A 23,345-nucleotide genomic window follows, 5' to 3' on the forward strand; every position below is an offset into this window, starting at 1 on the left:
CGCAAGCGAGCTGGATTTTCTCGGATGTTTCACGACAATGAAAGCGAAACGTCGTACGAAACAGCTGATATTCAACGCCAAATAACGTGTCGATACCGTCGTAATTACGGGTGGGCGATCAACTGCTTGGCCAAGGCTTCAAATGCCGGAATGGTCACCGGATCATTCGCCGAGTTGCTGGCAATCGGGTTGGAGGCATAACGCACGATAACCATTTCAGCTTTCGGGTCGATGTACGTGCGTTGGCCGTAAACACCGCGCGCCATAAAGGCACCGTCAGCGTTGTGCGTCACCCACCACATATCGCGATAGCTGCTGCCCTTGAGCAGGTCATAGCCAGCTTTGGAAAACGCAGTTTTATCACCACCGGCACGAATATCATCGACCACCGACTTTGGCACAATTTGCTGGCCCAGATACTGGCCGTCGTTGCGGATCATTTCACCAAACCGTGCCATATCACGCAGCCCGGTGTTCAGGCCGCCGCCCGCGAACGGAGTGCCGATGGAGTCGACGGTGAAATAAGCGTCCTGTTCAACGCCCATACGCTGCCAGATTTTTTCCGACATCAACTGCGCCACATTACGCCCGGTTACCTTGGCAATTACCCAACCCAGCACATCGGTGTTCACGGTTTTGTAAGCGAAGGCCTCGCCGTGCTCCCCTTGCGGTTCAACGGTCTGCAAATATTCCATATAGCTTTGCGGGCCGGTGTAATCCTTGGGCTTGGGTAGAGGGTTGCCCGCCTGTGCGTGCTTCCAGACCTCAGCATTGGGGTCTGCGTAGTCTTCGCTGTATTTGAGCCCGGTGGTCATGTCCAGCACCTGGCGCAAGGTGGCGCTGCCAAAGGCGGATTTGGCCAGTTCCGGTACATAATCGGCAATTTTCTTATTGGCATCCAGGGTGCCATCGGCCACCAGCATCGCCCCCATGGTGCCCACTACTGATTTGGTCATCGACATTGCGCCGTGCTGACCTTGGGGGTTCAACACACCAAAGTAGCGCTCATAAATTATTTTTCCGCGATGCAGCACCACAATGCCATCGGTGTAGTTCGCTGCCAGTGACTGCTCCCAGGTCATTGGCTGCTTGCTGCCCAGCGGCACGAAGGTCAATGCGTCGATATCCGTACGCAAGGCTTTCTCCAGCGGCACCGGCGCACCCAGGCCACGGGAAACGTTGGTGGTGGGCATCAATTGGCGAAAGTTGGACACGCTCCAGCGCATGGCCGGGAACTTGAAATAACTGCCATCGGCAAAACGTACGATGCGATCAGGCGGTGGTGGCGCACCTACCATCCAGCCCATGGTCGCCGGGTCGCTGGCGGCGGCATCGGGGTAGCTGGTTTTATCGGCGGCGCAGGCAATGGAGGCTGCCAGGCAAGACAGCAAAAAAACCGCGCTGGCGCGGGCGGGTTTGATAATTTTTTTAAACATTGAATATTCCTTTTCAGCCCAAGGCCACACACATCACCTTGCGGTATAAACAGTCGGAATGTATAGCGCACTGCGGGTTGTTCTGCGGAACGAGATTTAAATTTTTATTTTTTCAATCAACGCTTCCAGCTGATGGAAGTCGTTGTGGATATGTCTTTCACGGCTCCAGATCATATCCAGAGTAAAAGTCGGAAAACCTGTTGGCGGTTCGAGAACTTTTATTTTTGGAGAAATATTCAGGGTGGCTACTATTTTTTTTGGGATCACGATCAGGGCAGGCACTGACAATAAAATATTGACCCCGGCGTGATAGGAGTTGGCCCGGGTAAAAATATTTCTGCGGCGCGACTGTTTTTCCAACCAGCCATCCACCATGTTTTTTTCCGACAGCCACGGCGTTGGAAATATGTGCGGCGCGTCACAAAACTCATCAATATCCAAAGCGGATTTTGGCTGATGTTTTGCCACGCTGGACAAGCACACAAAAGAATCTTCATTCAGGCTGCGATAGCCCAGCAGCGGATGGCGCTGGTGATATCCCGGGCCGAAGCCAAAGCAAACGTCGATGTCTGAGGCCAATAGCTCATTGATCGGTAAATCCTTGCCAAGACGGCTCACACTCAACGACCCGTTACGCCCGCTTGATCGCACGTGCTGCAACAACGTGGGCAGCATCAGGATTTCGAAATATTCGGGAGCGGTAATGTTCCACTGCCGCAGCACGCTGCCCTGATCGGCCCCCTCTTTGGCGCACTGATTAATGCACTGCATGATGTTTTGCAGATAAGGCTTGATCGCCAGCACCCGAGCCGTGGGTTGCATGGCGCCATCACTGTTTTCGAACAGTTTGTCGTCGAAACAGTGTCTGAGTTTTTTCAGGCTGTAGCTGATGCTCGACTGACTTAGATTCAACATCTCGGCAACGCGCTTGGCACTGCGGTTTTCGATCAATAACAAGACAATCGAAATATCCTGCATATCCAATTGTTTTAGCGCATTGGTGTAAAGCATGTCAGCTCCTTGCTGAGGTTATCCACAGGCCAGAAACCACTCGACCCGCAGTGCGGGTCGAGTGGGTGCTGAATGTAGAGAATTAAAACTGTTGCTCCCCGTAATCACAAGACATCCACGTACATTTGATGGAACCGCTTGCGGCGAACCTCTGAGGCGGATCAAGGGGGCAAAACGATGATTTCCTCGAACGCCCCAGGCTGTTCGGCTTTACGCGCGTAATGTCTTAAAATAGCCGGTTGCCGAAAGAACCGTCATGGCCATAGCCATGAAGGGCTTTCATCCCTTGAAAATAAGTGTGGTGAAGATGAACAAGCCTTTCATTTCGCTGTGCCCTGAAATTACTCGGGCACATGCGTTGACGTTGATGGACTGGTTGGAGGATGAGCGCGTCACCTGCTATCTGAGCGATTCACGTCATGTCTCCCGCTCCATCGAGCAAGCCATCGATCGGACCCAATCGCCAATCCTGACCCATCTGTTCAACCAGGGCGGTCGATTCTTCATGGCTTATGACCGGCATGACGCCCCGGTGGGCTTTGTCCGCTTAATCAAGACTGGCTCAAATTGCGAGATAGTCCTGGTCATCGGAGACAGCGACAAATGGGGCCGAAACCTTGGCGCCCGCACGATCCGCGAAGGCATGAAACTGGCCTTCCTCGACATGCGGGCCAAGAAGCTCATCGCCAAGATCCACCCGGACAATGCGCGCTCGCTGAAAGCCTTTCTGCGCAGCGGCTTTGTGCTTGAGAGCGAAACGCCGACATTGAAGTCATTTTCCATGACGTTGGGCCGCTATCTTCAGTACTTGCGCGAAGGTACCGTTGGCGACGCCAACAGGATCTACATCACTGAAATCGACAAGGCCAGGCTCGAGAGTCTGATCGCGCTCGAGCAAGGCCCGACCGTTGTTGAACTCGAACATGAGCTTGAGCGAGCGATTGTGGTCACGCCGCAGCAGGTGGCGTGCAATGTCGTCACGATGAACTCCAGGGCGTTGCTGCAGCTGGACGACGAAGAGATCGAAGTGGCCTTGGTCTACCCTGAAGACGCGGACAGCAACGCAGGGAAGCATTCCGTGTATTCCGACATTGGCGCTGCCATTCTGGGCTATCAGGAGGGGGACGCCATCGACTGGCGAATTGCTGATCGGACCCGCCGGATTGAGATCAGGAAAGTGCTTTACCAGCCGGAGGCTGCAGGCGATTTCCACCTGTAATTGCTGCGCTTTTTGCTCAGTGGCAGGAGGCGGTAGGTCAGACCTGACCGGCTCCTGCGACAGTTTTAACTCTCTAAATCCACTATTGAATTTCGCAGTGGAATTTATTCCACGGTAACCGATTTGGCCAGGTTACGTGGCTGGTCAACGTCGGTGCCTTTGAGCACGGCAACGTAGTACGACAGCAATTGCAGCGGGATGGTGTAGAGGATCGGCGCCAGCACATCGTGGATATGCGGCATGTTGATCACGTGGGTGCCTTCACCATTGGTCATGCCGGCTTGCTCGTCGGCAAACACGATCAGCTCGCCACCGCGGGCACGCACTTCCTGCAGGTTGGATTTAAGTTTCTCCAACAGCTCGTTGTTCGGTGCCACAGTCACTACCGGCATATCGTTATCCACCAGCGCCAGAGGGCCGTGCTTCAACTCGCCCGCCGGGTACGCTTCAGCGTGGATATACGAAATTTCTTTGAGCTTGAGTGCGCCTTCCATTGCCACCGGGAACTGAGCCCCACGGCCCAGGAACAGGGTGTGGTGTTTGTCGGCGAACAATTCAGCGACTTTTTCGACAATCGAATCCATCGCCAGGGCTTCGCCCAGACGCGCTGGCAAACGACGCAATTCTTCAACCAGCTGAGCTTCAACGCCCGCTTCCAGCGTACCGCGAACCTGGCCCAGGGACAGGGTCAGCAGCAACAGGCCTACCAGTTGGGTGGTGAAAGCCTTGGTAGATGCCACGCCAATTTCACGACCAGCCTGGGTCAGCAGAGTCAGATCAGACTCACGCACCAACGAGCTGATACCTACGTTGCAAATCGCCAGGCTGCCAAGGAAGCCCAGTTCTTTGGCATTGCGCAGTGCAGCCAGGGTGTCAGCGGTTTCGCCCGATTGCGAGATCGAAACAAACAGGGTGTCCGGTTGCACAACAACTTTGCGATAACGGAACTCGCTCGCCACTTCAACCTGGCACGGGATACCCGCCAGGCTTTCCAGCCAGTAACGGGCAACCATACCGGCGTGGTAGCTGGTGCCGCAGGCAACAATCTGCACATTGCGTACTTTGGCGAACAATTCCTTGGCTTGCGGGCCAAAGGCTTGCACCAGTACATGGTCAGCGCCCAGGCGGTTTTCCAGAGTGCGCTGTACCACGGCTGGCTGCTCGTGGATTTCCTTGAGCATGTAGTGGCGATATTCACCTTTGTCGGCCGCTTCTGCGCCATCGCTGTATTGCACGGTTTCGCGCTGAACGCTTTGGCCATTTACATCCCAGATCTGCACGCTGTCACGGTGGATTTCAGCGATGTCACCTTCTTCCAGGTACATAAAACGGTCAGTGACCTGGCGCAGTGCCAATTGGTCGGAAGCCAGGAAGTTTTCACCCAGGCCCAGACCAATCACCAGCGGGCTGCCGCTACGTGCAGCAACCAGACGGTCCGGCTGTTTGGCGCTGATCACAGCCAGACCGTAGGCACCGTGCAGTTCTTTGACGGTGGCCTTGAGGGCCGAGGTCAGGTCGCTGTTGTCCTGCAGTTTGTGATTGAGCAGGTGGGCAATGACTTCGGTGTCGGTGTCCGACGTAAAGACATAACCCAGGCCTTTAAGCTGCTCACGCAGGGCTTCATGGTTCTCGATGATGCCGTTATGCACTACGGCCAGATCAGAGCCGGAGAAATGCGGGTGAGCGTTACGCTCGCACGGCGCGCCGTGGGTGGCCCAACGGGTGTGGGCAATACCCAGGCGACCGACCAGAGGTTCACCGGCCAGGGCTTGTTCCAGCTCGGCCACTTTACCGTTGCGGCGCATGCGCTCCAGGGTGCCGTTATTGGTGAAAACAGCTACGCCTGCGCTGTCGTAACCACGGTATTCAAGACGTTTCAGGCCTTCCAGCAGAATGGCCGTGATATTACGTTCAGCGACTGCGCCAACGATTCCACACATAAAGTTCTCCTAGCTTAGGGCCGCGCATAACAGTGTTATGCCCCGGGCCTGAATCTGTTCGCGTGCCTCTTGCGGCAGGCGATCATCGGTAATAAGGGTATGGACGCTGCTCCAGGGCAGTTCCAGGTTGGGTATCTTGCGACCAATCTTGTCCGACTCGACCATCACGATCACTTCACGCGCAACGTCAGCCATGACCCGGCTCAGACCCAACAACTCGTTAAAAGTTGTCGTGCCGCGCTGCAGGTCTATGCCGTCAGCACCGATGAATAGTTGATCGAAGTCGTAGGAGCGCAACACCTGTTCAGCAACCTGTCCCTGAAAGGACTCCGAATGCGGATCCCAGGTGCCCCCGGTCATCAGCAACACAGGCTCGTGTTCAAGCTCGCTGAGTGCGTTGGCGACGTGCAGGGAGTTGGTCATCACTACCAGGCCGGGCTGCAGGCCCAGTTGTGGAATCATCGAGGCGGTAGTGCTGCCGCTGTCGATGATAATGCGCGCATGCTCTTTGATCAGGGCAACCGCCGCTCGGGCAATGGCTTGCTTATAGAGAGAAACTGGCTGGGGGACATCACTGACCAGTTCTTGCGGCATGGTGATCGCGCCGCCATAACGGCGCAATAAAAGCCCGTTACTTTCGAGTGCAGCCAGATCCTTGCGAATCGTAACCTCGGAGGTTTCGAAGCGCTTGGCCAGTTCATCCACACTGACTTCGCCTTGCTCGGCAAGCAGGGCCAGAATGTTGTGTCTGCGTTGTGGCGTATTGCGTTTAGACATAACGGGCTTAAGTTTCGTTTCGAAAGATAACGAAAGCAATGAAACCTTATCTCGAAATCTTCGTCAAGAAAATATTGCTGGTTATTTTCTGTGGGTAACTCGTTTCAGCCCTGTATTTATTGGCTAAATAAGCAATTTATCATGGCCAAAAATAAAGCCTTATCCACAGATAGTCGATAAGGCTTTAGGTAACTTATTGATTTAAAACAGTTATAGGATGACTTGTTAATAACCACAGATCACGGGATGCTATCTGTGGATAACTTCAAATCAAGACTTTGGCTGCTTTACCGGACGCTTCCATCCATCAATATTGCGCTGGCGCGCACGACCAACGGCCAGTTGCTGCGGGGCAACATCCTGGCTGATGGTTGAACCGGCTGCGGTGGTTGCACCATTGGAGATATCCACAGGTGCGACCAGCGAGTTGTTGGAACCGATAAACACATCAGCCCCCATCACGGTCTTCCACTTGTTGGCGCCATCGTAGTTACAGGTGATGGTGCCCGCGCCAATGTTGGTGCGTGGCCCAACTTCGGCATCCCCCAGGTAAGTCAGATGGCCGCACTTGGCATCTTCACCCAGATGGGCGTTTTTCAATTCGACAAAGTTACCCACATGCGCGCGGGCATCCAGCACGCTGCCCGGACGCAAACGGGCAAATGGACCAGCATCGCTGTTCTCGCCCATTACGGCACCGTCGAGATGGCTGTTGGCCTTGACCACCACACCTTTGCGCAAGGTGCTGTCCTTGATCACGCAGTTAGGGCCAATGATTACGTCATCTTCAATGACCACACGGCCTTCAAGTATCACGTTGATATCAATCAGCACATCACGGCCAACGGTCACTTCACCGCGTACATCGAAACGGGCCGGGTCACGCAAGGTCACACCCAATGCCATCAGGCGGCGCCCTTCACGCAACTGGTAATGACGCTCCAGCTCGCTGAGCTGCTTGCGGTCATTAGCGCCCTGCACTTCCATCGGGTCCAGTGCATGCTCAGTGGCCACCACCAGCCCATCGTTCACCGCCATTGCGATCACATCGGTCAGGTAATACTCGCCCTGTGCATTGTTGTTGGACAGACGGCTCATCCAGTCAGCCAGACGCTGGGTCGGCAATGCCAGAATCCCGGTGTTGCCTTCGGTGATGGCACGTTCAGCTTCGGTCGCGTCCTTGTGCTCAACGATGGCGCTGACCTTGCCGCTGGCGTCGCGCACGATACGGCCATAGCCGGTCGGGTCTGCCAGGTTAACGGTCAGCAGGCCCAGTTGCTCGGAGCCAACTTGCTTGAGCAGACGCTGCAAGGTCTCAACTTCGATCAGCGGCACATCGCCGTACAGGATCAACACATTCTGCGCAGTCAGAAACGGCAGTGCCTGAGCCACGGCATGGCCGGTGCCCAGTTGCTTGTCTTGCAACACAAAGTTCAGATCATCAGCGGCCAGACGTTCACGGACCAATTCGGCACCGTGGCCGATAACGACATGGATACCGGTCGGCTTGAGCTGACGGGCGCTGTGGATAACATGCCCGAGCATGGAATTGCCTGCCACGGGGTGCAGAACCTTGGGCAGGGCAGAACGCATGCGGGTGCCCTGACCTGCTGCGAGAATAACGATATCGAGAGACATGACTGGCTACCAATCCTGGGTGGTCAGCGGGTGCGACCAAAAAGTATTTCGCGGAAAAAGAAAAAGGGTAGCCGAGGCTACCCTTTTTAATCAATCACACAATAAGACAGGAGGCTTAGCCGCCGAACTTTTTGCGGATTTGCTGGACGGTGCGCAGCTGAGCTGCGGCCTCGGCCAGACGTGCAGCAGCAGATCCGTAATCGAAGTCTGCGCCTTTTTCGTTCAGTGCCTTCTCGGCAGCCTTGACGGCTTCCTGAGCGGAGGCTTCATCCAGGTCGGCAGCACGTTGCACGGTGTCGGCAAGAACCTTGACCATGTTCGGCTGAACCTCGAGGTAACCACCGGAGATGTAAAACACCTCGGCTTCACCGCCCAGCTTGATCAGGCGGATCGGGCCCGGCTTGAGTTCAGTGATCAGCGGAGCATGACCCAGAGCGATACCAAGATCACCCAGGCTGCCGTGCGCAATCACCATCTCGACCTGACCGGAAAAGATTTCTCCTTCCGCACTGACGATATCGCAATGGACTGTCATCATATTAGCCATCTGATTGCCTCAACCTGATTAGCGCCCGTTGCCGGGCGCTGGAATTACAGTTTCTTGGCTTTCTCGATCGCTTCTTCGATGCCGCCGACCATGTAGAACGCTTGTTCTGGCAGGTGGTCGTAGTCACCGTTGAGGATGCCTTTGAAGCCAGCAATGGTGTCTTTCAGGGAAACGTATTTACCCGAAGCGCCAGTGAAGACTTCAGCCACGAAGAACGGCTGAGACAAGAAACGCTGGATCTTACGAGCGCGGGATACCAACTGCTTGTCGGTTTCCGACAGCTCGTCCATACCCAGGATCGCAATGATGTCCTTCAGTTCTTTGTAACGCTGCAACACGTACTGAACGCCGCGAGCGGTGTCGTAGTGTTCCTGGCCGATTACGTTCGGGTCCAGCTGGCGCGAAGTCGAGTCCAGTGGATCGACCGCTGGGTAGATACCCAGGGAGGCGATGTCACGGGACAGTACAACGGTAGCGTCCAAGTGGGCGAACGTGGTCGCAGGCGACGGGTCAGTCAAGTCATCCGCAGGTACGTATACCGCTTGGATCGAAGTGATCGAACCGTTCTTGGTCGAAGTGATGCGCTCTTGCAGAGTACCCATCTCTTCAGCCAGAGTCGGCTGGTAACCTACTGCCGAAGGCATACGGCCCAGCAGTGCGGATACTTCAGTACCGGCCAAGGTGTAACGGTAGATGTTGTCAACGAACAACAGTACGTCGTTACCTTCGTCACGGAACTTCTCGGCCATGGTCAGGCCGGTCAGTGCTACGCGCAGACGGTTACCCGGCGGCTCGTTCATCTGACCGTAAACCAGTGCCACTTTGTCCAGTACGCTGGAATCCTTCATCTCGTGGTAGAAGTCGTTACCCTCACGGGTACGCTCGCCCACACCAGCAAACACAGAGTAACCGCTGTGTTCCATGGCGATGTTACGGATCAGTTCCATCATGTTTACGGTTTTGCCTACACCGGCACCACCGAACAGACCAACCTTACCGCCTTTTGCAAACGGGCAGATCAGGTCGATAACCTTGATGCCTGTTTCCAGCAGGTCGTTGCCGCCAGCTTGCTCAGCGAAGGACGGTGCAGGACGGTGAATGCCCCAGCGCTCTTCGGTGTCAATCGGGCCAGCTTCGTCGATCGGGTTGCCCAGAACGTCCATGATCCGGCCCAGAGTCGCTTTACCGACTGGAACGGAGATGGCTGCGCCAGTGTCGGTGACTTCCAGACCGCGCTTCAAGCCCTCGGTGGAACCCATCGCAATGGTACGAACCACGCCGTCGCCCAGCTGCTGCTGAACTTCCAGAGTGGTCCCGGCCGCGCTTTGTACTTTCAGCGCGTTGTAGATGCTCGGTACGTTTTCGCGTGGAAATTCCACGTCGATCACGGCGCCGATGATTTGAACGATACGTCCGCTACTCATAGCTGGATCCTCTGAATATTTGAACCGTTAAACCGCGGCAGCGCCGCCGACGATTTCCGAGATCTCTTGGGTGATCGCAGCCTGACGCGCCTTGTTGTAGATCAGCTGCAAATCGCTGATCAAATCACCGGCGTTATCAGTGGCGTTCTTCATTGCGATCATCCGCGCAGCTTGTTCAGCTGCACTGTTCTCGACCACCGCCTGGTACACCTGCGACTCCACGTAGCGCACCATCAAGCCGTCTAGCAGCTCTTTGGCATCCGGTTCGTAGAGATAGTCCCAGTGGTGCTTGAGTTTTTGATCCGGGGTCGCCACCAGTGGAATCAATTGTTCCACAGTAGGCTGTTGCGTCATGGTGTTGATGAACTTGTTGGATACCACGGACAGGCGGTCAATACGGCCTTCCAGGTAAGCATCCAGCATCACCTTAACGCTGCCGATCAAATCATTGATCGACGGTTCTTCACCCAGATGGCTGATAGCAGCGACGACGTTACCGCCGAAGTTACGGAAAAATGCCGCACCTTTGCTGCCGACCACGCACAGATCAATCTCGACGCCGTTTTCACGGTTTACCGCCATGTCCTTGACCAAAGCCTTGAACAGGTTGGTATTCAAACCACCGCACAAACCACGGTCACTGCTCACAACCACATAACCCACACGCTTAACTTCGCGGTCGATCATGAACGGGTGGCGGTATTCCGGGTTGGCGTTGGCCAAATGCCCAATAACCTGGCGGATACGCTCCGCATAAGGACGGCTAGCAGCCATGCGCATTTGTGCCTTGCGCATTTTGCTGACCGCCACTTTTTCCATGGCGCTGGTAATCTTTTGCGTGCTTTTGATGCTCGCAATCTTACTGCGAATCTCTTTTGCGCCTGCCATGTAACACCTATCAGGTTAGCAAGCGGGAGCCTTGCGGCTCCCGCTGCGGCTTACCAGGTTTGGGTGGCCTTGAACTTCTCGATACCGGCTTTGATGCCAGCGTCGATTTCGTCATTGAAGTCACCTTTAACGTTGATCTTCGCCATAAGCTCGGCGTGATCGCGGTTGAAGTAAGCAATCAGCGCTTGTTCAAAGCTACCGACCTTGGTGATTTCGACGTCAGTCAGGAACCCACGCTCAGCGGCATACAGCGACAGCGCCATGTCAGCGATCGACATTGGTGCGTATTGCTTCTGCTTCATCAGCTCGGTAACGCGCTGACCATGCTCAAGTTGCTTACGGGTCGCTTCGTCCAGGTCAGAAGCGAACTGGGCAAATGCTGCCAGTTCACGGTACTGAGCCAGAGCGGTACGGATACCACCGGACAGCTTCTTGATGATCTTGGTCTGAGCGGCACCACCCACACGGGATACCGAAACACCGGCGTTCACTGCAGGACGGATCCCGGAGTTGAACATGGCCGATTCCAGGAAGATCTGACCGTCAGTGATGGAAATCACGTTGGTCGGAACGAACGCGGAAACGTCGCCAGCCTGGGTTTCGATGATCGGCAGTGCGGTCAGGGAACCGGTTTTGCCGGTCACTGCGCCGTTGGTGAACTTCTCTACGTACTCTTCCGAAACGCGGGATGCGCGCTCCAGCAGACGGGAGTGGAGATAGAACACGTCGCCTGGGTAAGCTTCACGGCCTGGTGGACGGCGCAGCAGCAGGGAAATCTGGCGGTAAGCCACTGCTTGCTTGGACAGATCGTCATAAACGATCAGCGCGTCTTCACCGCGGTCGCGGAAGTATTCGCCCATGGTGCAACCGGAGTACGGTGCCAGGAACTGCAGCGCTGCGGATTCGGAAGCACTGGCAGCAACGACGATGGTGTTAGCCAACGCGCCGTTTTCTTCCAGCTTGCGAACCACGTTGGCGATAGTCGATTGCTTCTGACCGATCGCTACGTATACACAGAAAATGCCGCTGTTCTTCTGGTTGATGATCGCGTCGATCGCCAGAGCGGTTTTACCGATCTGACGGTCACCGATGATCAGCTCACGCTGGCCACGACCGACAGGGATCATGGCATCGACAGCCTTGTAGCCAGTCTGTACAGGCTGGTCTACCGACTTACGCCAGATCACGCCTGGAGCAACTTTCTCGACTGCATCAGTCTCGGTGTTGCCCAGTGGACCTTTGCCATCAACTGGGTTACCCAGTGCGTCGACAACGCGACCCAGCAGTTCCTTACCAACCGGAACTTCCAGGATGCGGCCAGTGCACTTGGCGCTCATGCCTTCAGCCAGAGTCGTGTATGCGCCCAATACTACGGCACCTACAGAGTCTTGCTCCAGGTTGAGAGCCATACCGAAGACGCTGCCCGGAAACTCGATCATCTCGCCGTACATTACGTCGGCCAGACCGTGAATCCGCACAATGCCGTCAGATACGCTGACGACAGTGCCTTCGTTACGGGCTTGGGAGGTCACATCGAGTTTTTCGATGCGGCCCTTGATAATTTCACTTATTTCGGAAGGATTGAGTTGCTGCATTGCTCTGCTGCCCCTTCAAACTCAAGATTTCAATGCTTCGGCAAGGCTTGCGAGTTTTCCGCGAACCGAGCCATCGATAACCAGGTCGCCGGCGCGGATGATGACACCACCTATAAGGCTGGCATCCTCCGCAACTTGCAGGCGCACTTCCCGGTTGAGTCGTGCACTGAGAACCTTGGCGAGTTTGTCTTGCTGTTCTTGGTTCAATGTAAAAGCACTGGTCACTTCTACGTCTACCGACTTCTCTTGTTCAGCCTTGTACAGGTCAAACAGAGCGGCGATCTCCGGCAATAGCGGGAGACGGTCGTTTTCGGCAACGACGTGGATGAAGTTCTGTGCTTCTACAGTGAACTTGTCGCCGCACACATCAATAAATGTGGCGGCCTTTTCTGCGCTCGTCAGTCGCGGGGCCTTGAGCACGCGCTGCATAGTGTCGTCTTGCGACACTGCTGCAGCCAGGCCGAGCATGGCTGACCAAGAGGCCAGTTGCTGGTGGGCCTGGGCGTGCTCGAAGGCTGCCTTAGCGTAAGGTCGGGCCAACGTGGTCAATTCTGCCATGATCGCCCTCGCTTAAATTTCAGCAGCCAGTTTAGTAACCAGCTCCGCGTGCGCGTTTTGATCGATTGTGGCACCCAGGATCTTCTCTGCGCCTTCAACAGCCAAGCTACCCAATTGGGCACGCAGGGCGTCTTTAACGCTGTTCAGTTCCTGTTCGATCTCGGCCTGAGCCTGAGCCTTCACACGGTCAGCTTCAACGCGAGCCTGTTCACGGGCTTCGTCTACGATCTGAGTACCGCGTTTCTTGGCTTGCTCAATGATTTCAGCTGCTTGAGCCTTAGCTTCGCGCAGTTGTTGACCCGCTTTATCTTGGGCCAACTCCAGGTCGCGAGCTGCTCGGTTAGCAGCGTCCAGTCCAGCCGCAATCTTCTTCTGACGTTCTTGCAATGCCGCGATGACCGGAGGCCACACGAACTTCATGCAAAACAGTACAAAAATGAAGAACGCAACGGACTGGCCAATCAGGGTTGCATTAATGTTCACGCCAACACCTCGCTCGTTCGTTGTCCATCACTCTAATCAACTCGAAAATTCGAGTGATTAGCCAGCGAGTTGACCAACGAAGGGGTTCGCGAAGGTGAAGAACAGTGCGATACCAACACCGATCATGGTTACGGCGTCGAGCAGACCGGCAACGATGAACATTTTAACTTGCAGCATTGGGACCATTTCTGGTTGACGCGCTGCGCCTTCCAGGAACTTGCCACCCAACAGGCCGAAACCAATTGCGGTACCCAGTGCGCCCAGGCCGATCAACAGTGCAACAGCGATAGCGGTTAGACCAACTACAGTTTCCATCTTTCCTCCCGACTTTTACGTCGTATGGTTTAGGTTTTTAGATTAAAGCGGTAAAACAAAATCATTTTGCGACGCCCTCTCACCCGAAGGTGAGAGGAGCACCAGACTCGCCGAAGCGGATCTTAGTGGTTATCTTCGTGTGCCATCGACAGGTAGACGATGGTCAACATCATGAAGATGAACGCTTGCAAGGTGATGATCAGGATGTGGAATACAGCCCACGCCCATTGCAGCACCACGCCCAGACCGCTAAGCCAAAGCAGGCCGCTGCCGAACATTACGGCGATCAGGATAAACACCAGTTCGCCAGCGTACATGTTGCCGAACAGACGCAGAGCCAACGAAATAGGCTTGGCAATCAACGTCACGAATTCGAGCAGGAAGTTCACCGGAATCAGCAGCGCCTGAACAAAGATGTTCTTGCTGCCGAACGGGTGCAGGGTCAGTTCGCCGATAAAACCGCCGATACCCTTGATCTTGATGCTGTAGAAGATGATCAACGCGAATACCGACAGGGCCATGCCCATGGTCGCGTTTGGATCAGTCGTCGGTACGGCACGGAACGGGAAGTGCTCATCGCCGGTGATCAGGATCGCCAGCTGAGGAATCCAGTCAACCGGGATCAGGTCGATGGCGTTCATCAGGAACACCCACACGAAAATGGTCAGCGCCAGCGGTGCGATAACTGCACTGCGACCGTGGAAACTGTCTTTTACGCTGCCATCAACGAATTCCACCAGTACTTCGACGAAGTTCTGCAGTGCGCCTGGTTGCCCGGAAGTTGCCTTCTTGGCCGCCATGCGGAATACGAGGATGAAGATCAGACCAACAAACAGCGACCAGCCGAGGGTATCGACGTGGAACGCCCAAAAACCCATTGCTTTAGCTTCTGCAACGGTGTGGGCAAAGCCCCAGCCGCCATCAGGTAGCTGCCCAAAGGTCAGGTTCTGTAAGTGGTGCTGGATATAGCCCGAAGCGGTTGTTTCTGCCATGGTTGCCTCAAACGCCCTAAGGTCTCGAAAGTGTTGTTCTCATTAGCAGGGGAGCGAACCAGCTGACCAGTTGGGTCAACACGAAGACGCCGAATACTGCTAACGGCGCCAATGGCTTCACACCTGCAAACGTCAGCGCGAACAGCACTGCCGTCAAAATTAACTTGCCTGCCTCGCCGGCGTAAAACGACCGGACGATGGCTTGCGCTGCTCGGGCGCCGGAAAACCGAAAAGCCCTGTGAGCAAAATACACATTGGGTAGCAAAGCTATCAGGCCTCCGCAGAGTCCTGAATATCCGGCGACGACTCCATGCCATTGCCAGAGCCCCAGAGCAGCCAGCAATAAAACGACAAATTGAGCCAGCAAAACCGGAAAAACCGCCAAGCGATGGAACGGCAAGCGGTTTGGCGTGCGGGTTTCCATCACAACTGCTCCTCAAAGGTCGGCTACCAAAAACAGAAAACTTGGCATAATTTGTGCCGACAAAATGCGCGCAGAGTATAGGGGCGCTTAAGCCCCTATTCAACTGTCAGGTAGTGATTTCCGACTGCGCGCTACATGGGGAATTGTTTCAGCGGATGTGAGCAAGCACTCCTTGCAGCTCATCCAGAGAATTGTAACCAATCACTAACTGGCCTTTTCCCTTCTTTCCGTGGCGGATCTGCACCGCAGAGCCTAGGCGCTCAGCCAGGCGCTGTTCGAGCCTGGCAATGTCCGGATCGGTTTTAACCGGTTCAGCGGGCTCCTGTTTGCCGCTCAGCCACTGGCGAACCAGGGCTTCGGTCTGACGTACGGTCAGGCCGCGTGCGACAACGTGTCGCGCCCCTTCAACCTGCTGGGTTTCAGGCAAACCGAGCAATGCCCGCGCATGACCCATTTCCAGGTCACCATGGGACAGCATGGTCTTGATCACTTCCGGCAAGGAAATCAATCGCAACAAGTTAGCCACAGACACTCGGGACTTACCCACAGCGTCGGCCACTTGTTGCTGAGTCAGCTGGAACTCTTGCTGCAAGCGCTGCAAGGCGACGGCTTCCTCGATCGGATTGAGGTCTTCACGCTGGATGTTTTCGATCAGCGCCATCGCAATGGCGGTTTCATCCGGCACGTCTTTGACCATCGCCGGGATGGTGTCCTTGCCTGCCTGTTGGCTGGCGCGCCAGCGGCGCTCACCGGCAATGATCTCAAAACGATTGCCTTCAATCGGGCGAACCACGATCGGCTGCATCACGCCCTGAGAGCGGATCGAGCTGGCGAGCTCTTCGAGCGCCTGCGGATCCATGTCACGACGAGGCTGGTACTTGCCGCGCTGGATCAGGTCCAGGGGCAAGTGTTGCAGTTCGCTTTGATCAACCTTGACCGCTTGCTCTTCCAGCGAGCTGACCGTAGGACCACTCAGGAGTGCATCCAGTCCGCGTCCGAGACCTCGTTTCTTGACGGCCATGGGATTTCCTTAAGTTGGCTGAGGCGTGCGGGTGGAACGACGTTGACGGCGAACCAGCTCGCCCGCCAGGGCGAGGTAAGCAATCGCGCCACGGGAATTTTTGTCGTAGGCCAATGCAGGCATGCCGTAGCTCGGCGCTTCGGCCAGACGAATATTGCGCGGGATCACCGTGTCGTAGAGCTGCTCGCCGAAGTGTTCCTTGAGCTGCGCCGAAACGTCGTTCATCAGGCTCAGGCGCGGGTCATACATGGTCCGCAGCAGGCCTTCGATCTTCAGGTTCGGGTTCAGCAGTTCGGCGATGCGCTTGATGTTATCCACAAGGTCGCTGAGACCTTCGAGTGCGAAGTACTCACACTGCATGGGGATAATTACGCCATCGGCAGCCACCAGCGCGTTCAGGGTCAGCATCGACAGTGACGGCGGGCAATCGATCAGGATGTAGTCGTAGCTCTCGCGAACCGGCGCCAAAGCCGTACGCAGACGACTTTCCTTCATCTGCATTTCCAGCAGCACGACTTCGGCCGCAGTCAAATCGCGGTTGGCAGGCAGCAACTGGTAACCACCGTGTTCGGAGACGTGCATGGCCTGGGCCAGGTCGCATTCGCCGATCAACAGGTCGTAGACCGAATTCTCCAGAGCGTGTTTATCCACACCGCTACCCATGGTGGCGTTGCCCTGTGGATCGAGGTCGATCAGCAGCACGCGGCGCTTGGTAGCGACCAGCGATGCTGCGAGGTTGATACAGGTGGTGGTTTTACCCACACCACCCTTTTGGTTCGCTATTGCGAATACCTTAGCCATTCTTGCTTGCGTTCCCAATCATGCCGTGCGGCGCAGTATCAGCAGATGGCGTTGGCCTTGGCAACCCGGAACGGTCAAGGCGTGTTCGCTATCTAGACGAAAATCAGACGGCAATGCTACCAGCTCATCGGCCGGATGAACGCCCTTCATTGCCAACCAGCGCGTTTCGCTGTTGCCCAGGTGACGCGTCCAGTTGCTGAAGTTTTCCATGCTGCTGAAAGCCCTGGAAACAATTCCGTTGAATGGCAGCTCAGGCTGGAACTCTTCAACGCGGCTGTGGATAACTTGCAGGTTGTCCAGCTTCAGCTCGAGTTTGACCTGGGTCAGAAAACGGGTTTTCTTGCCGTTGCTGTCCAGGCAGGTCACTTGCGACTCGGGAAACAGGATCGCCAGGGGAATGCCTGGCATACCGCCACCACTGCCTACATCCAGCCAGCGGCCGTTTTCGATGAAGGGCATCACGCTGAGGCTGTCGAGCAAATGGCGTGAGACCATTTCGTCCGGGTTACGCACAGCCGTGAGGTTGTAGGCCTTGTTCCATTTGATCAACAGGGCCAGATAACCCAGCAATTGCTGATGCTGGCTTTCGGTCAGTGCAACGCCCAACTGGCGAGCACCTGTGGATAACTCTTCGGCGTGTTGTGCGGTAACCAGCGAACTCAAGCGTTTTGCTCCAACGTGCGGCCAGCGCCGCGCTTTTTCAGGTGAATCATCAACAGGGAAATCGCCGCCGGCGTCACGCCGGGAATCCGCGATGCCTGGCCCAATGTCTCAGGGCGGGTGGCGCCGAGCTTGCTCTGGATCTCTTTCGACAGACCGGAGATGGTCGTGTAATCGATATCCACAGGCAGTTTGGTATTTTCACTGGCGCGCAGACGGGCAATTTCGTCCTGTTGACGATCGATATAACCGGCGTACTTGGTCTTGATCTCAACCTGTTCGGCCACCAACGGATCTTCAGCGCCCTGCCCGGTGACTTCAACCAGGCCGGCGTAGTCGATTTCAGGGCGGGTCAACAGGTTGAGCAAGTTGTATTCGTGGGTCAGCGGCGTACCGAACTTGGCTGCAATGGCATCACCCTGTTCGGTACCCGGGCGCACCCAGGTACTTTTGAGTCGTTGTTCTTCCTGGGCGATGCTTTCGCGCTTGGTGCAAAAAGCCGCCCAACGGGCATCGTCGACCAGACCCAATTCGCGGCCTTTTTCGGTCAAACGCATGTCAGCGTTGTCTTCGCGCAGGATCAGACGGTATTCGGCACGGGAGGTGAACATCCGGTACGGTTCTTGAGTACCCAGGGTAATCAGGTCATCGACCAATACCCCGATGTACGCCTCATCGCGACGCGGGCACCAGCTTTCCTTGCCCTGTGCGAGCAATGCAGCGTTGGCGCCAGCCAGCAAACCTTGGGCGCCGGCTTCTTCGTAACCGGTTGTGCCGTTGATTTGCCCTGCAAAGAACAACCCGCCAATCACTTTGGTTTCGAGGCTGTACTTCAGGTCTCGCGGATCGAAGTAGTCGTACTCGATGGCGTAGCCCGGACGCACGATATGGGCGTTTTCCATGCCGCGAATCGATTGCACGATCTGGATTTGCACGTCGAACGGCAAGGATGTGGAAATCCCGTTCGGGTACAACTCGTGTGTGGTCAAACCTTCCGGCTCGATAAAGACCTGATGGCTTTCCTTGTCGGCAAAGCGATGGATCTTGTCTTCGATCGACGGGCAATAACGTGGGCCAATTCCTTCGATCACGCCTGAATACATCGGCGAGCGATCAAGGTTGGAGGCAATGATTTCGTGGGTGCGAGCGTTGGTATGGGTAATCCAGCAGCTGACCTGGGCCGGGTGCTGTTGCTTGTTGCCCATAAACGACATCACTGGAATCGGGGTATCGCCCGGTTGTTCGGTCATCACCGAGAAATCCACAGAACGACCATCGATACGCGGTGGTGTACCGGTTTTCAGGCGGCCCACTCGCAGCGGCAATTCACGCAGACGGTGTGCCAGGGCGATCGAAGGAGGATCACCGGCCCGGCCGCCCGAGTAATTCTGCATCCCGATGTGGATAAGTCCACCGAGGAAGGTACCTGTGGTCAAAACCACGGCATCCGCCATGAAACGCAGGCCCATTTGGGTCACTACGCCGCGTACTTGATCCTGTTCAACGATCAGGTCATCAGCAGCCTGTTGAAATATCCACAGGTTGGGCTGGTTTTCCAGAATTTCGCGTACTGCCGCCTTGTACAGGATGCGGTCGGCCTGTGCGCGGGTTGCCCGTACTGCCGGGCCTTTACGCCCGTTGAGTACACGGAACTGGATACCGCCTTTATCGGTGGCAATCGCCATCGCGCCGCCGAGGGCGTCGATTTCTTTAACCAGATGGCTTTTACCAATCCCGCCGATTGCAGGATTGCAGCTCATTTGCCCGAGGGTTTCCACGTTGTGGGTCAACAGCAGGGTTTTTACGCCCATACGTGCTGAAGCAAGTGCAGCCTCGGTTCCGGCGTGACCGCCGCCGATGACGATCACTGCAAAACGGGAAGGGAAATTCACCACGCACCTCGTGCCTGTTACTAGGGGTTTTTTAGATAGACCGCGAAGTATAGGGACTTCGCCCTTCTTAAAGAACCCTTTGCACAAAATTTAACCAGCTGTGGATAAGGGCAAGATAGATAAATAAATAGAGAAGAAATTTATAAAGCTTTGTTTTTATGTTTATTTCTATTGAGCCACCTTTCTGTGGATAGATTGCTACAGGCTATATTCTACGTACTGTACAGAGATTCAAAAGTCTGTGGTTATGCACCGATGAGGGGTTGGGATAAGTGCTTTAAGCCTGTGGGTAAAACAGGTACTTATCCACAGGGGTGGTTATCTTCAGTTTTCAGACCTACTTACCCACTGACCTGAAGGCCAGTTATGCACAGGGCTTATTCCAGTGTTTATGTGCTTTTTGGCTAATAATCAGGCAGCCGAAAACCGCTTGGAGGAGCAATCCAGCAAGCGTTCGGACGATCGGTCAGTGGTTTTGGTGATAGACGGTAGCAACCCGCCCCACTAAACGGCAGTTTGTAGCCAGCCTGTGGGCGATGCCTTTAGCCTGTGGGTAATTCCGATCGAGGCCAGAAACTCTTCATCGTGGGAAGTGACTACCAGAGTGCCCGGGTACTGGTTGAGCATGGTATCCAGTGCTTGAACGGAAGGTAGATCCAGGTGATTGGCCGGCTCATCGAGCAGCAACAACTGTGCTGGGGATTGGGCATAAAACACGCAGGCCATCGCAGCCTTCAAGCGTTCCCCCCCACTGAGCCGATGGCATGGCAGGTTGACCCGGTCGGCGTTGAGGCCCAATTGCGCCAGGCGAGTGCGTAATTCGCCTTCACTCAGTGACCGGTTAAGTGACTGCAACTGCTCAAGAACTGATCGATCAGGTGCCAAACCCCCCAGGTGCTGGTCGAGGTAAGCGCTGGTTACCAGGGTCTTGGCCAGACCGGACATAACCGCAAGTTGCCCGGCTAGTACCTTGAGCAAGGTCGATTTGCCGCAACCGTTAGGGCCGGTCAAGGCAATGCGCTGACCTCGTGTGATGGTGAGATTGATCAGGCGCAGTTGCTCTGCGCCTTGAGGCAGGCGAGCATCTATCAGTTCGGCGATTTGAACCGGTGCGTTCACACAGGCCTGAGGTGGATAGACAACAATGGCCTGCTGCTCTTCTACCTGACTCGCAGCCTGACGGACTTGAATAGATAATTGCTCACGGGCCGCATCCTGTTGTACCCGCAGCTTGCCGCTGCTGGCCTGGCTGCGTTGCTTTTGCCGGTCCAGCAGAATTTTCGCCTGATTGGTGTCAGCGGCCTGTTTGTGCCCACGGGCTTGTCTGCGTTCAAGGCTTTCCCTTTGCTCGCGCAGCGCATGTTCCTGGCGTTTGCGCTCTAGCCTGGCTGATGCCAGCTGCTGTTGCGCGGTTTGCAGTTGCTCGGCTTTTGCCTGTGCATAAAACGAGTAGCTGCCGCCGTAACTGGTGAGGCAGAGGGATGACAGTTCAACGATGCGCTCCATGTGTTCCAGCAAGCAGCGATCATGGCTGATAACCAGCAATCCCCTTGGCCACTGCTGCAACTGTGCATGAAGGGCAAGCCGATGCTGGTGATCCAGATGATTGGTGGGCTCATCCAGTATCAACAGGTCGGCTTGCGACAAAAAGGCGCCCATCAAGGCAACGCGCATGGCTTCGCCACCGCTGAGTGCTGATGCAGGAGTCGAGAGGGTCAGGTGGGCGAGCTTGTTGCGGCTTAGCTGATCGAGCAATTGCTGACGAATATTCCAGCGCTCGCCTACACAATCAAAGTCCGCTTGCGCGCTGCTGCCCTGCTCTATTCGCTCAAGGGCGCTAATGACGGGCTGCACACCGGCAAGGTCGGCAAGGGTGTGATTGGGGTCCTGGCTGACTTGCTGCGTCAGGAAATACACAGTGCCATTACGGGTGCAGCGGCCGTTCGAGGGCAAGATATCCCCAGCCATGATGCGCGCCAATAGGCTTTTGCCCACACCATTGCGCCCTACCAGGCCGGTGCGGCGCTGGTCGAGATGCAGATCAAGATCTGAAAACAGAGAACTGCCATCGGGCAGATGATAAGAAACGCCTTGCAGCGTTACACAGGTAACGTGAGTCATACGCACTCCAGAGATGCACAGATCTACCCCCTGTTGCAGGGGAATCGAGAACTGGCCGCAAGCATCGCGGCGGCATCAATGGCGCATTGGACTAATACCTCGGTGGGAATGTGGATAACTGTAGTCGCTACCGAGGAACGAAGGCTGCGATGGCGCTACGTCACCTTCGCAGCCTTCGTTCCTCGTCAGCGACTACAAGAGTACGCCGTCATTTACCGATACAGAAGCTGGAGAAAATTCGCCCCAGCAAATCATCGGAGCTGAATGCCCCGGTAATCTCGCCCAGCGAATGCTGCGCCTGACGCAGATCCTCGGCCAGCAACTCCCCGGCGCCTGCCAGGGTCAGTTGTGCCCTGCCATGTTCAAGTGCCTTGCTGGCGTGCTGCAACGCCTCCAGATGGCGACGGCGTGCGCTGAAGCTGCTTTCAGAGGTCTGTTCATAACCCATGCAAGCCTTGAGGTGTTCTCGCAGCAAGTCCAGGCCTTCGGTTGATCGGGCGCTCAAGCTGATCGTCACATGGCCATCTTCGCTCACTTCCAGGGCGATGTTCTCGCCGCTGAGGTCTGCCTTGTTGCGGATCAGGGTCACTTTCGCCGGATCCGGGCGCTGCTCCAGAAACTCCGGCCACAGGGCGAACGGGTCATCCGCTTCCGGAGCGGTGGCATCTACCACCAACAACACCCGGTCAGCTTCGCCAATGGCCTTGAGTGCCCGCTGCACACCAATTTTTTCCACATGATCGTCGGTATCGCGCAAACCAGCGGTGTCGACCACATGCAACGGCATGCCATCGATGTGGATATGTTCGCGCAGCACGTCACGGGTAGTACCGGCAATCTCGGTCACAATCGCCGCTTCACGCCCGGCCAGGGCGTTGAGCAAACTCGACTTACCGGCATTGGGCCGGCCTGCAATGACCACGGTCATGCCGTCGCGCAGCAAGGCACCTTGCCCTGCTTCGCGCTGAACGGTGGATAACTCTTCGCGAACCTTGTCGAGCATGCCAAGCACATGGCCATCGGCCAAAAAGTCGATTTCCTCTTCCGGGAAGTCAATCGCCGCCTCGACATAGATGCGCAAACCGATCAGTTGCTCGGTCAAGTTATGCACACGCTGTGAGAAAGCGCCCTGCAAGGAGCGCAATGCGTTACGCGCAGCCTGTGCAGAACTTGCCTCGATCAGGTCGGCAATCGCCTCGGCCTGGGCCAGGTCGAGTTTGTCATTTAAAAATGCCCGTTCGCTGAATTCACCCGGGCGAGCCAGGCGGCAGCCTAACTGGATGCAACGCTGCAGCAGCATATCGAGAACGATCGGGCCGCCGTGGCCCTGTAGTTCCAGTACATCTTCGCCGGTAAAAGAGTTGGGGCCGGGGAAGTACAGCGCAATGCCTTCATCCAGCACTTCGCGGTTCTCACCGTAAAAAGGGCCGTAATGGGCATAGCGCGGTTTCAGCTCGCGTTCGCTGAACGCTTGCGCCGCAACACGGGCGAGCGGGCCGGAAATCCGTACGATCCCCACACCACCTCGGCCTTGGGCGGTTGCTACTGCGGCAATGGTCTCAGCCGGAACACTCATATACAGGCCTCAAAACAAAAGTGACGG

Annotated in this window: 21 protein-coding genes; 1 reads left to right on the plus strand and 20 read right to left on the minus strand. The window is 55.8% G+C overall.

Annotation, left to right across the window (positions count from 1 at the left end; translation table 11 throughout):
* Nucleotides 1–104: 104 nt before the first annotated feature.
* On the minus strand, nt 105–1,436 hold the full coding sequence (locus tag ACZRMH_RS13915; protein WP_464013867.1) for a serine hydrolase domain-containing protein: 1,332 nt from the start codon (nt 1,434–1,436) through the stop codon (nt 105–107).
* Between the two features lie 96 nt (nt 1,437–1,532).
* Nucleotides 1,533–2,447 (minus strand): LysR substrate-binding domain-containing protein, encoded by a 915-nt coding sequence (locus ACZRMH_RS13920; RefSeq protein WP_464013868.1) that lies wholly within the window; start codon nt 2,445–2,447, stop codon nt 1,533–1,535.
* 256 nt (nt 2,448–2,703) lie between these two features.
* Here ACZRMH_RS13920 and ACZRMH_RS13925 point away from each other — a divergent pair, with 256 nt between their 5' ends.
* Nucleotides 2,704–3,666 carry a bifunctional GNAT family N-acetyltransferase/nucleoside diphosphate kinase regulator gene (locus tag ACZRMH_RS13925; protein WP_464013869.1) on the plus strand — a complete coding sequence of 321 codons (963 nt, stop codon included), beginning with the start codon at nt 2,704–2,706 and terminating at the stop codon, nt 3,664–3,666.
* Nucleotides 3,667–3,770: 104 nt separating this feature from the next.
* Here the strand turns inward: ACZRMH_RS13925 and glmS are convergent, their stop codons facing one another.
* The 18 genes from glmS to mnmE form a co-directional block, all read right to left on the minus strand.
* Nucleotides 3,771–5,606 carry a glutamine--fructose-6-phosphate transaminase (isomerizing) gene (gene glmS / locus ACZRMH_RS13930; RefSeq protein ID WP_464013870.1) on the minus strand — a complete coding sequence of 612 codons (1,836 nt, stop codon included), beginning with the start codon at nt 5,604–5,606 and terminating at the stop codon, nt 3,771–3,773.
* 9 nt (nt 5,607–5,615) lie between these two features.
* Complete coding sequence (locus ACZRMH_RS13935; RefSeq protein ID WP_464013871.1) at nt 5,616–6,383, minus strand: DeoR/GlpR family DNA-binding transcription regulator; 768 nt, start codon at nt 6,381–6,383, stop codon at nt 5,616–5,618.
* A 270-nt stretch (nt 6,384–6,653) separates the two neighbouring features.
* Complete coding sequence (gene glmU, locus ACZRMH_RS13940; RefSeq protein ID WP_464013872.1) at nt 6,654–8,021, minus strand: bifunctional UDP-N-acetylglucosamine diphosphorylase/glucosamine-1-phosphate N-acetyltransferase GlmU; 1,368 nt, start codon at nt 8,019–8,021, stop codon at nt 6,654–6,656.
* A gap of 115 nt (nt 8,022–8,136) precedes the next feature.
* Nucleotides 8,137–8,556, minus strand: a complete 420-nt coding sequence (locus tag ACZRMH_RS13945; RefSeq protein WP_095027836.1) for a F0F1 ATP synthase subunit epsilon — start codon at nt 8,554–8,556, stop codon at nt 8,137–8,139.
* A 56-nt stretch (nt 8,557–8,612) separates the two neighbouring features.
* Nucleotides 8,613–9,992, minus strand: coding sequence for a F0F1 ATP synthase subunit beta (gene atpD, locus ACZRMH_RS13950; RefSeq protein WP_019828667.1), 1,380 nt, complete (start codon nt 9,990–9,992; stop codon nt 8,613–8,615).
* Nucleotides 9,993–10,019: 27 nt separating this feature from the next.
* A complete protein-coding gene (atpG, locus tag ACZRMH_RS13955; RefSeq protein ID WP_019828666.1) occupies nt 10,020–10,880 on the minus strand; it encodes a F0F1 ATP synthase subunit gamma in 861 nt (286 codons plus the stop codon).
* A gap of 50 nt (nt 10,881–10,930) precedes the next feature.
* Complete coding sequence (atpA, locus tag ACZRMH_RS13960) at nt 10,931–12,475, minus strand: F0F1 ATP synthase subunit alpha (RefSeq protein ID WP_086799496.1); 1,545 nt, start codon at nt 12,473–12,475, stop codon at nt 10,931–10,933.
* A gap of 21 nt (nt 12,476–12,496) precedes the next feature.
* Nucleotides 12,497–13,033, minus strand: coding sequence for a F0F1 ATP synthase subunit delta (locus ACZRMH_RS13965; RefSeq protein WP_464013873.1), 537 nt, complete (start codon nt 13,031–13,033; stop codon nt 12,497–12,499).
* A 12-nt stretch (nt 13,034–13,045) separates the two neighbouring features.
* The gene (locus tag ACZRMH_RS13970) at nt 13,046–13,516 is read right to left on the minus strand and encodes a F0F1 ATP synthase subunit B (protein ID WP_016782874.1); all 471 of its coding nucleotides are present in this window, start codon (nt 13,514–13,516) and stop codon (nt 13,046–13,048) included.
* A 57-nt stretch (nt 13,517–13,573) separates the two neighbouring features.
* A complete protein-coding gene (gene atpE, locus ACZRMH_RS13975; protein WP_002555987.1) occupies nt 13,574–13,831 on the minus strand; it encodes a F0F1 ATP synthase subunit C in 258 nt (85 codons plus the stop codon).
* A 122-nt stretch (nt 13,832–13,953) separates the two neighbouring features.
* Entirely contained in the window at nt 13,954–14,823 is an 870-nt protein-coding gene (gene atpB / locus ACZRMH_RS13980; protein WP_086799500.1) for a F0F1 ATP synthase subunit A, read from the minus strand.
* Nucleotides 14,824–14,839: 16 nt separating this feature from the next.
* Nucleotides 14,840–15,247, minus strand: a complete 408-nt coding sequence (locus ACZRMH_RS13985) for a F0F1 ATP synthase subunit I (protein WP_003437994.1) — start codon at nt 15,245–15,247, stop codon at nt 14,840–14,842.
* A 148-nt stretch (nt 15,248–15,395) separates the two neighbouring features.
* Nucleotides 15,396–16,268, minus strand: coding sequence for a ParB/RepB/Spo0J family partition protein (locus ACZRMH_RS13990; RefSeq protein ID WP_464013874.1), 873 nt, complete (start codon nt 16,266–16,268; stop codon nt 15,396–15,398).
* Nucleotides 16,269–16,277: 9 nt separating this feature from the next.
* Nucleotides 16,278–17,069, minus strand: coding sequence for a ParA family protein (locus ACZRMH_RS13995; protein WP_464013875.1), 792 nt, complete (start codon nt 17,067–17,069; stop codon nt 16,278–16,280).
* 18 nt (nt 17,070–17,087) lie between these two features.
* Nucleotides 17,088–17,732 carry a 16S rRNA (guanine(527)-N(7))-methyltransferase RsmG gene (rsmG, locus tag ACZRMH_RS14000; protein ID WP_046809501.1) on the minus strand — a complete coding sequence of 215 codons (645 nt, stop codon included), beginning with the start codon at nt 17,730–17,732 and terminating at the stop codon, nt 17,088–17,090.
* Complete coding sequence (gene mnmG, locus ACZRMH_RS14005; protein WP_464013876.1) at nt 17,729–19,621, minus strand: tRNA uridine-5-carboxymethylaminomethyl(34) synthesis enzyme MnmG; 1,893 nt, start codon at nt 19,619–19,621, stop codon at nt 17,729–17,731. Before mnmG ends, rsmG begins: the two co-directional genes overlap by 4 nt.
* A gap of 504 nt (nt 19,622–20,125) precedes the next feature.
* Nucleotides 20,126–21,742 (minus strand): ABC-F family ATP-binding cassette domain-containing protein, encoded by a 1,617-nt coding sequence (locus tag ACZRMH_RS14010; protein WP_464013877.1) that lies wholly within the window; start codon nt 21,740–21,742, stop codon nt 20,126–20,128.
* A 208-nt stretch (nt 21,743–21,950) separates the two neighbouring features.
* Nucleotides 21,951–23,318, minus strand: a complete 1,368-nt coding sequence (gene mnmE / locus ACZRMH_RS14015) for a tRNA uridine-5-carboxymethylaminomethyl(34) synthesis GTPase MnmE (protein WP_464013878.1) — start codon at nt 23,316–23,318, stop codon at nt 21,951–21,953.
* Nucleotides 23,319–23,345 lie beyond the last annotated feature (27 nt).

The sequence above is a fragment of the Pseudomonas sp. B414 genome (genome assembly GCF_055408445.1).

Bases quoted from the DNA above. Each gene is read 5' to 3' on its own strand.
- ACZRMH_RS13985 (WP_003437994.1), bottom strand. From the start codon at position 15,247: ATGGAAACCCGCACGCCAAACCGCTTGCCGTTCCATCGCTTGGCGGTT.
- ACZRMH_RS13925 (WP_464013869.1), top strand. From the start codon at position 2,704: ATGGCCATAGCCATGAAGGGCTTTCATCCCTTGAAAATAAGTGTGGTG.
- atpD (WP_019828667.1), bottom strand. From the start codon at position 9,992: ATGAGTAGCGGACGTATCGTTCAAATCATCGGCGCCGTGATCGACGTG.
- glmS (WP_464013870.1), bottom strand. From the start codon at position 5,606: ATGTGTGGAATCGTTGGCGCAGTCGCTGAACGTAATATCACGGCCATT.
- ACZRMH_RS13945 (WP_095027836.1), bottom strand. From the start codon at position 8,556: ATGACAGTCCATTGCGATATCGTCAGTGCGGAAGGAGAAATCTTTTCC.
- ACZRMH_RS13965 (WP_464013873.1), bottom strand. From the start codon at position 13,033: ATGGCAGAATTGACCACGTTGGCCCGACCTTACGCTAAGGCAGCCTTC.
- atpG (WP_019828666.1), bottom strand. From the start codon at position 10,880: ATGGCAGGCGCAAAAGAGATTCGCAGTAAGATTGCGAGCATCAAAAGC.
- ACZRMH_RS14010 (WP_464013877.1), bottom strand. From the start codon at position 21,742: ATGACTCACGTTACCTGTGTAACGCTGCAAGGCGTTTCTTATCATCTG.
- ACZRMH_RS13915 (WP_464013867.1), bottom strand. From the start codon at position 1,436: ATGTTTAAAAAAATTATCAAACCCGCCCGCGCCAGCGCGGTTTTTTTG.
- ACZRMH_RS13990 (WP_464013874.1), bottom strand. From the start codon at position 16,268: ATGGCCGTCAAGAAACGAGGTCTCGGACGCGGACTGGATGCACTCCTG.
- ACZRMH_RS13995 (WP_464013875.1), bottom strand. From the start codon at position 17,069: ATGGCTAAGGTATTCGCAATAGCGAACCAAAAGGGTGGTGTGGGTAAA.
- atpA (WP_086799496.1), bottom strand. From the start codon at position 12,475: ATGCAGCAACTCAATCCTTCCGAAATAAGTGAAATTATCAAGGGCCGC.
- ACZRMH_RS13920 (WP_464013868.1), bottom strand. From the start codon at position 2,447: ATGCTTTACACCAATGCGCTAAAACAATTGGATATGCAGGATATTTCG.
- mnmE (WP_464013878.1), bottom strand. From the start codon at position 23,318: ATGAGTGTTCCGGCTGAGACCATTGCCGCAGTAGCAACCGCCCAAGGC.
- ACZRMH_RS13935 (WP_464013871.1), bottom strand. From the start codon at position 6,383: ATGTCTAAACGCAATACGCCACAACGCAGACACAACATTCTGGCCCTG.
- glmU (WP_464013872.1), bottom strand. From the start codon at position 8,021: ATGTCTCTCGATATCGTTATTCTCGCAGCAGGTCAGGGCACCCGCATG.
- atpB (WP_086799500.1), bottom strand. From the start codon at position 14,823: ATGGCAGAAACAACCGCTTCGGGCTATATCCAGCACCACTTACAGAAC.
- atpE (WP_002555987.1), bottom strand. From the start codon at position 13,831: ATGGAAACTGTAGTTGGTCTAACCGCTATCGCTGTTGCACTGTTGATC.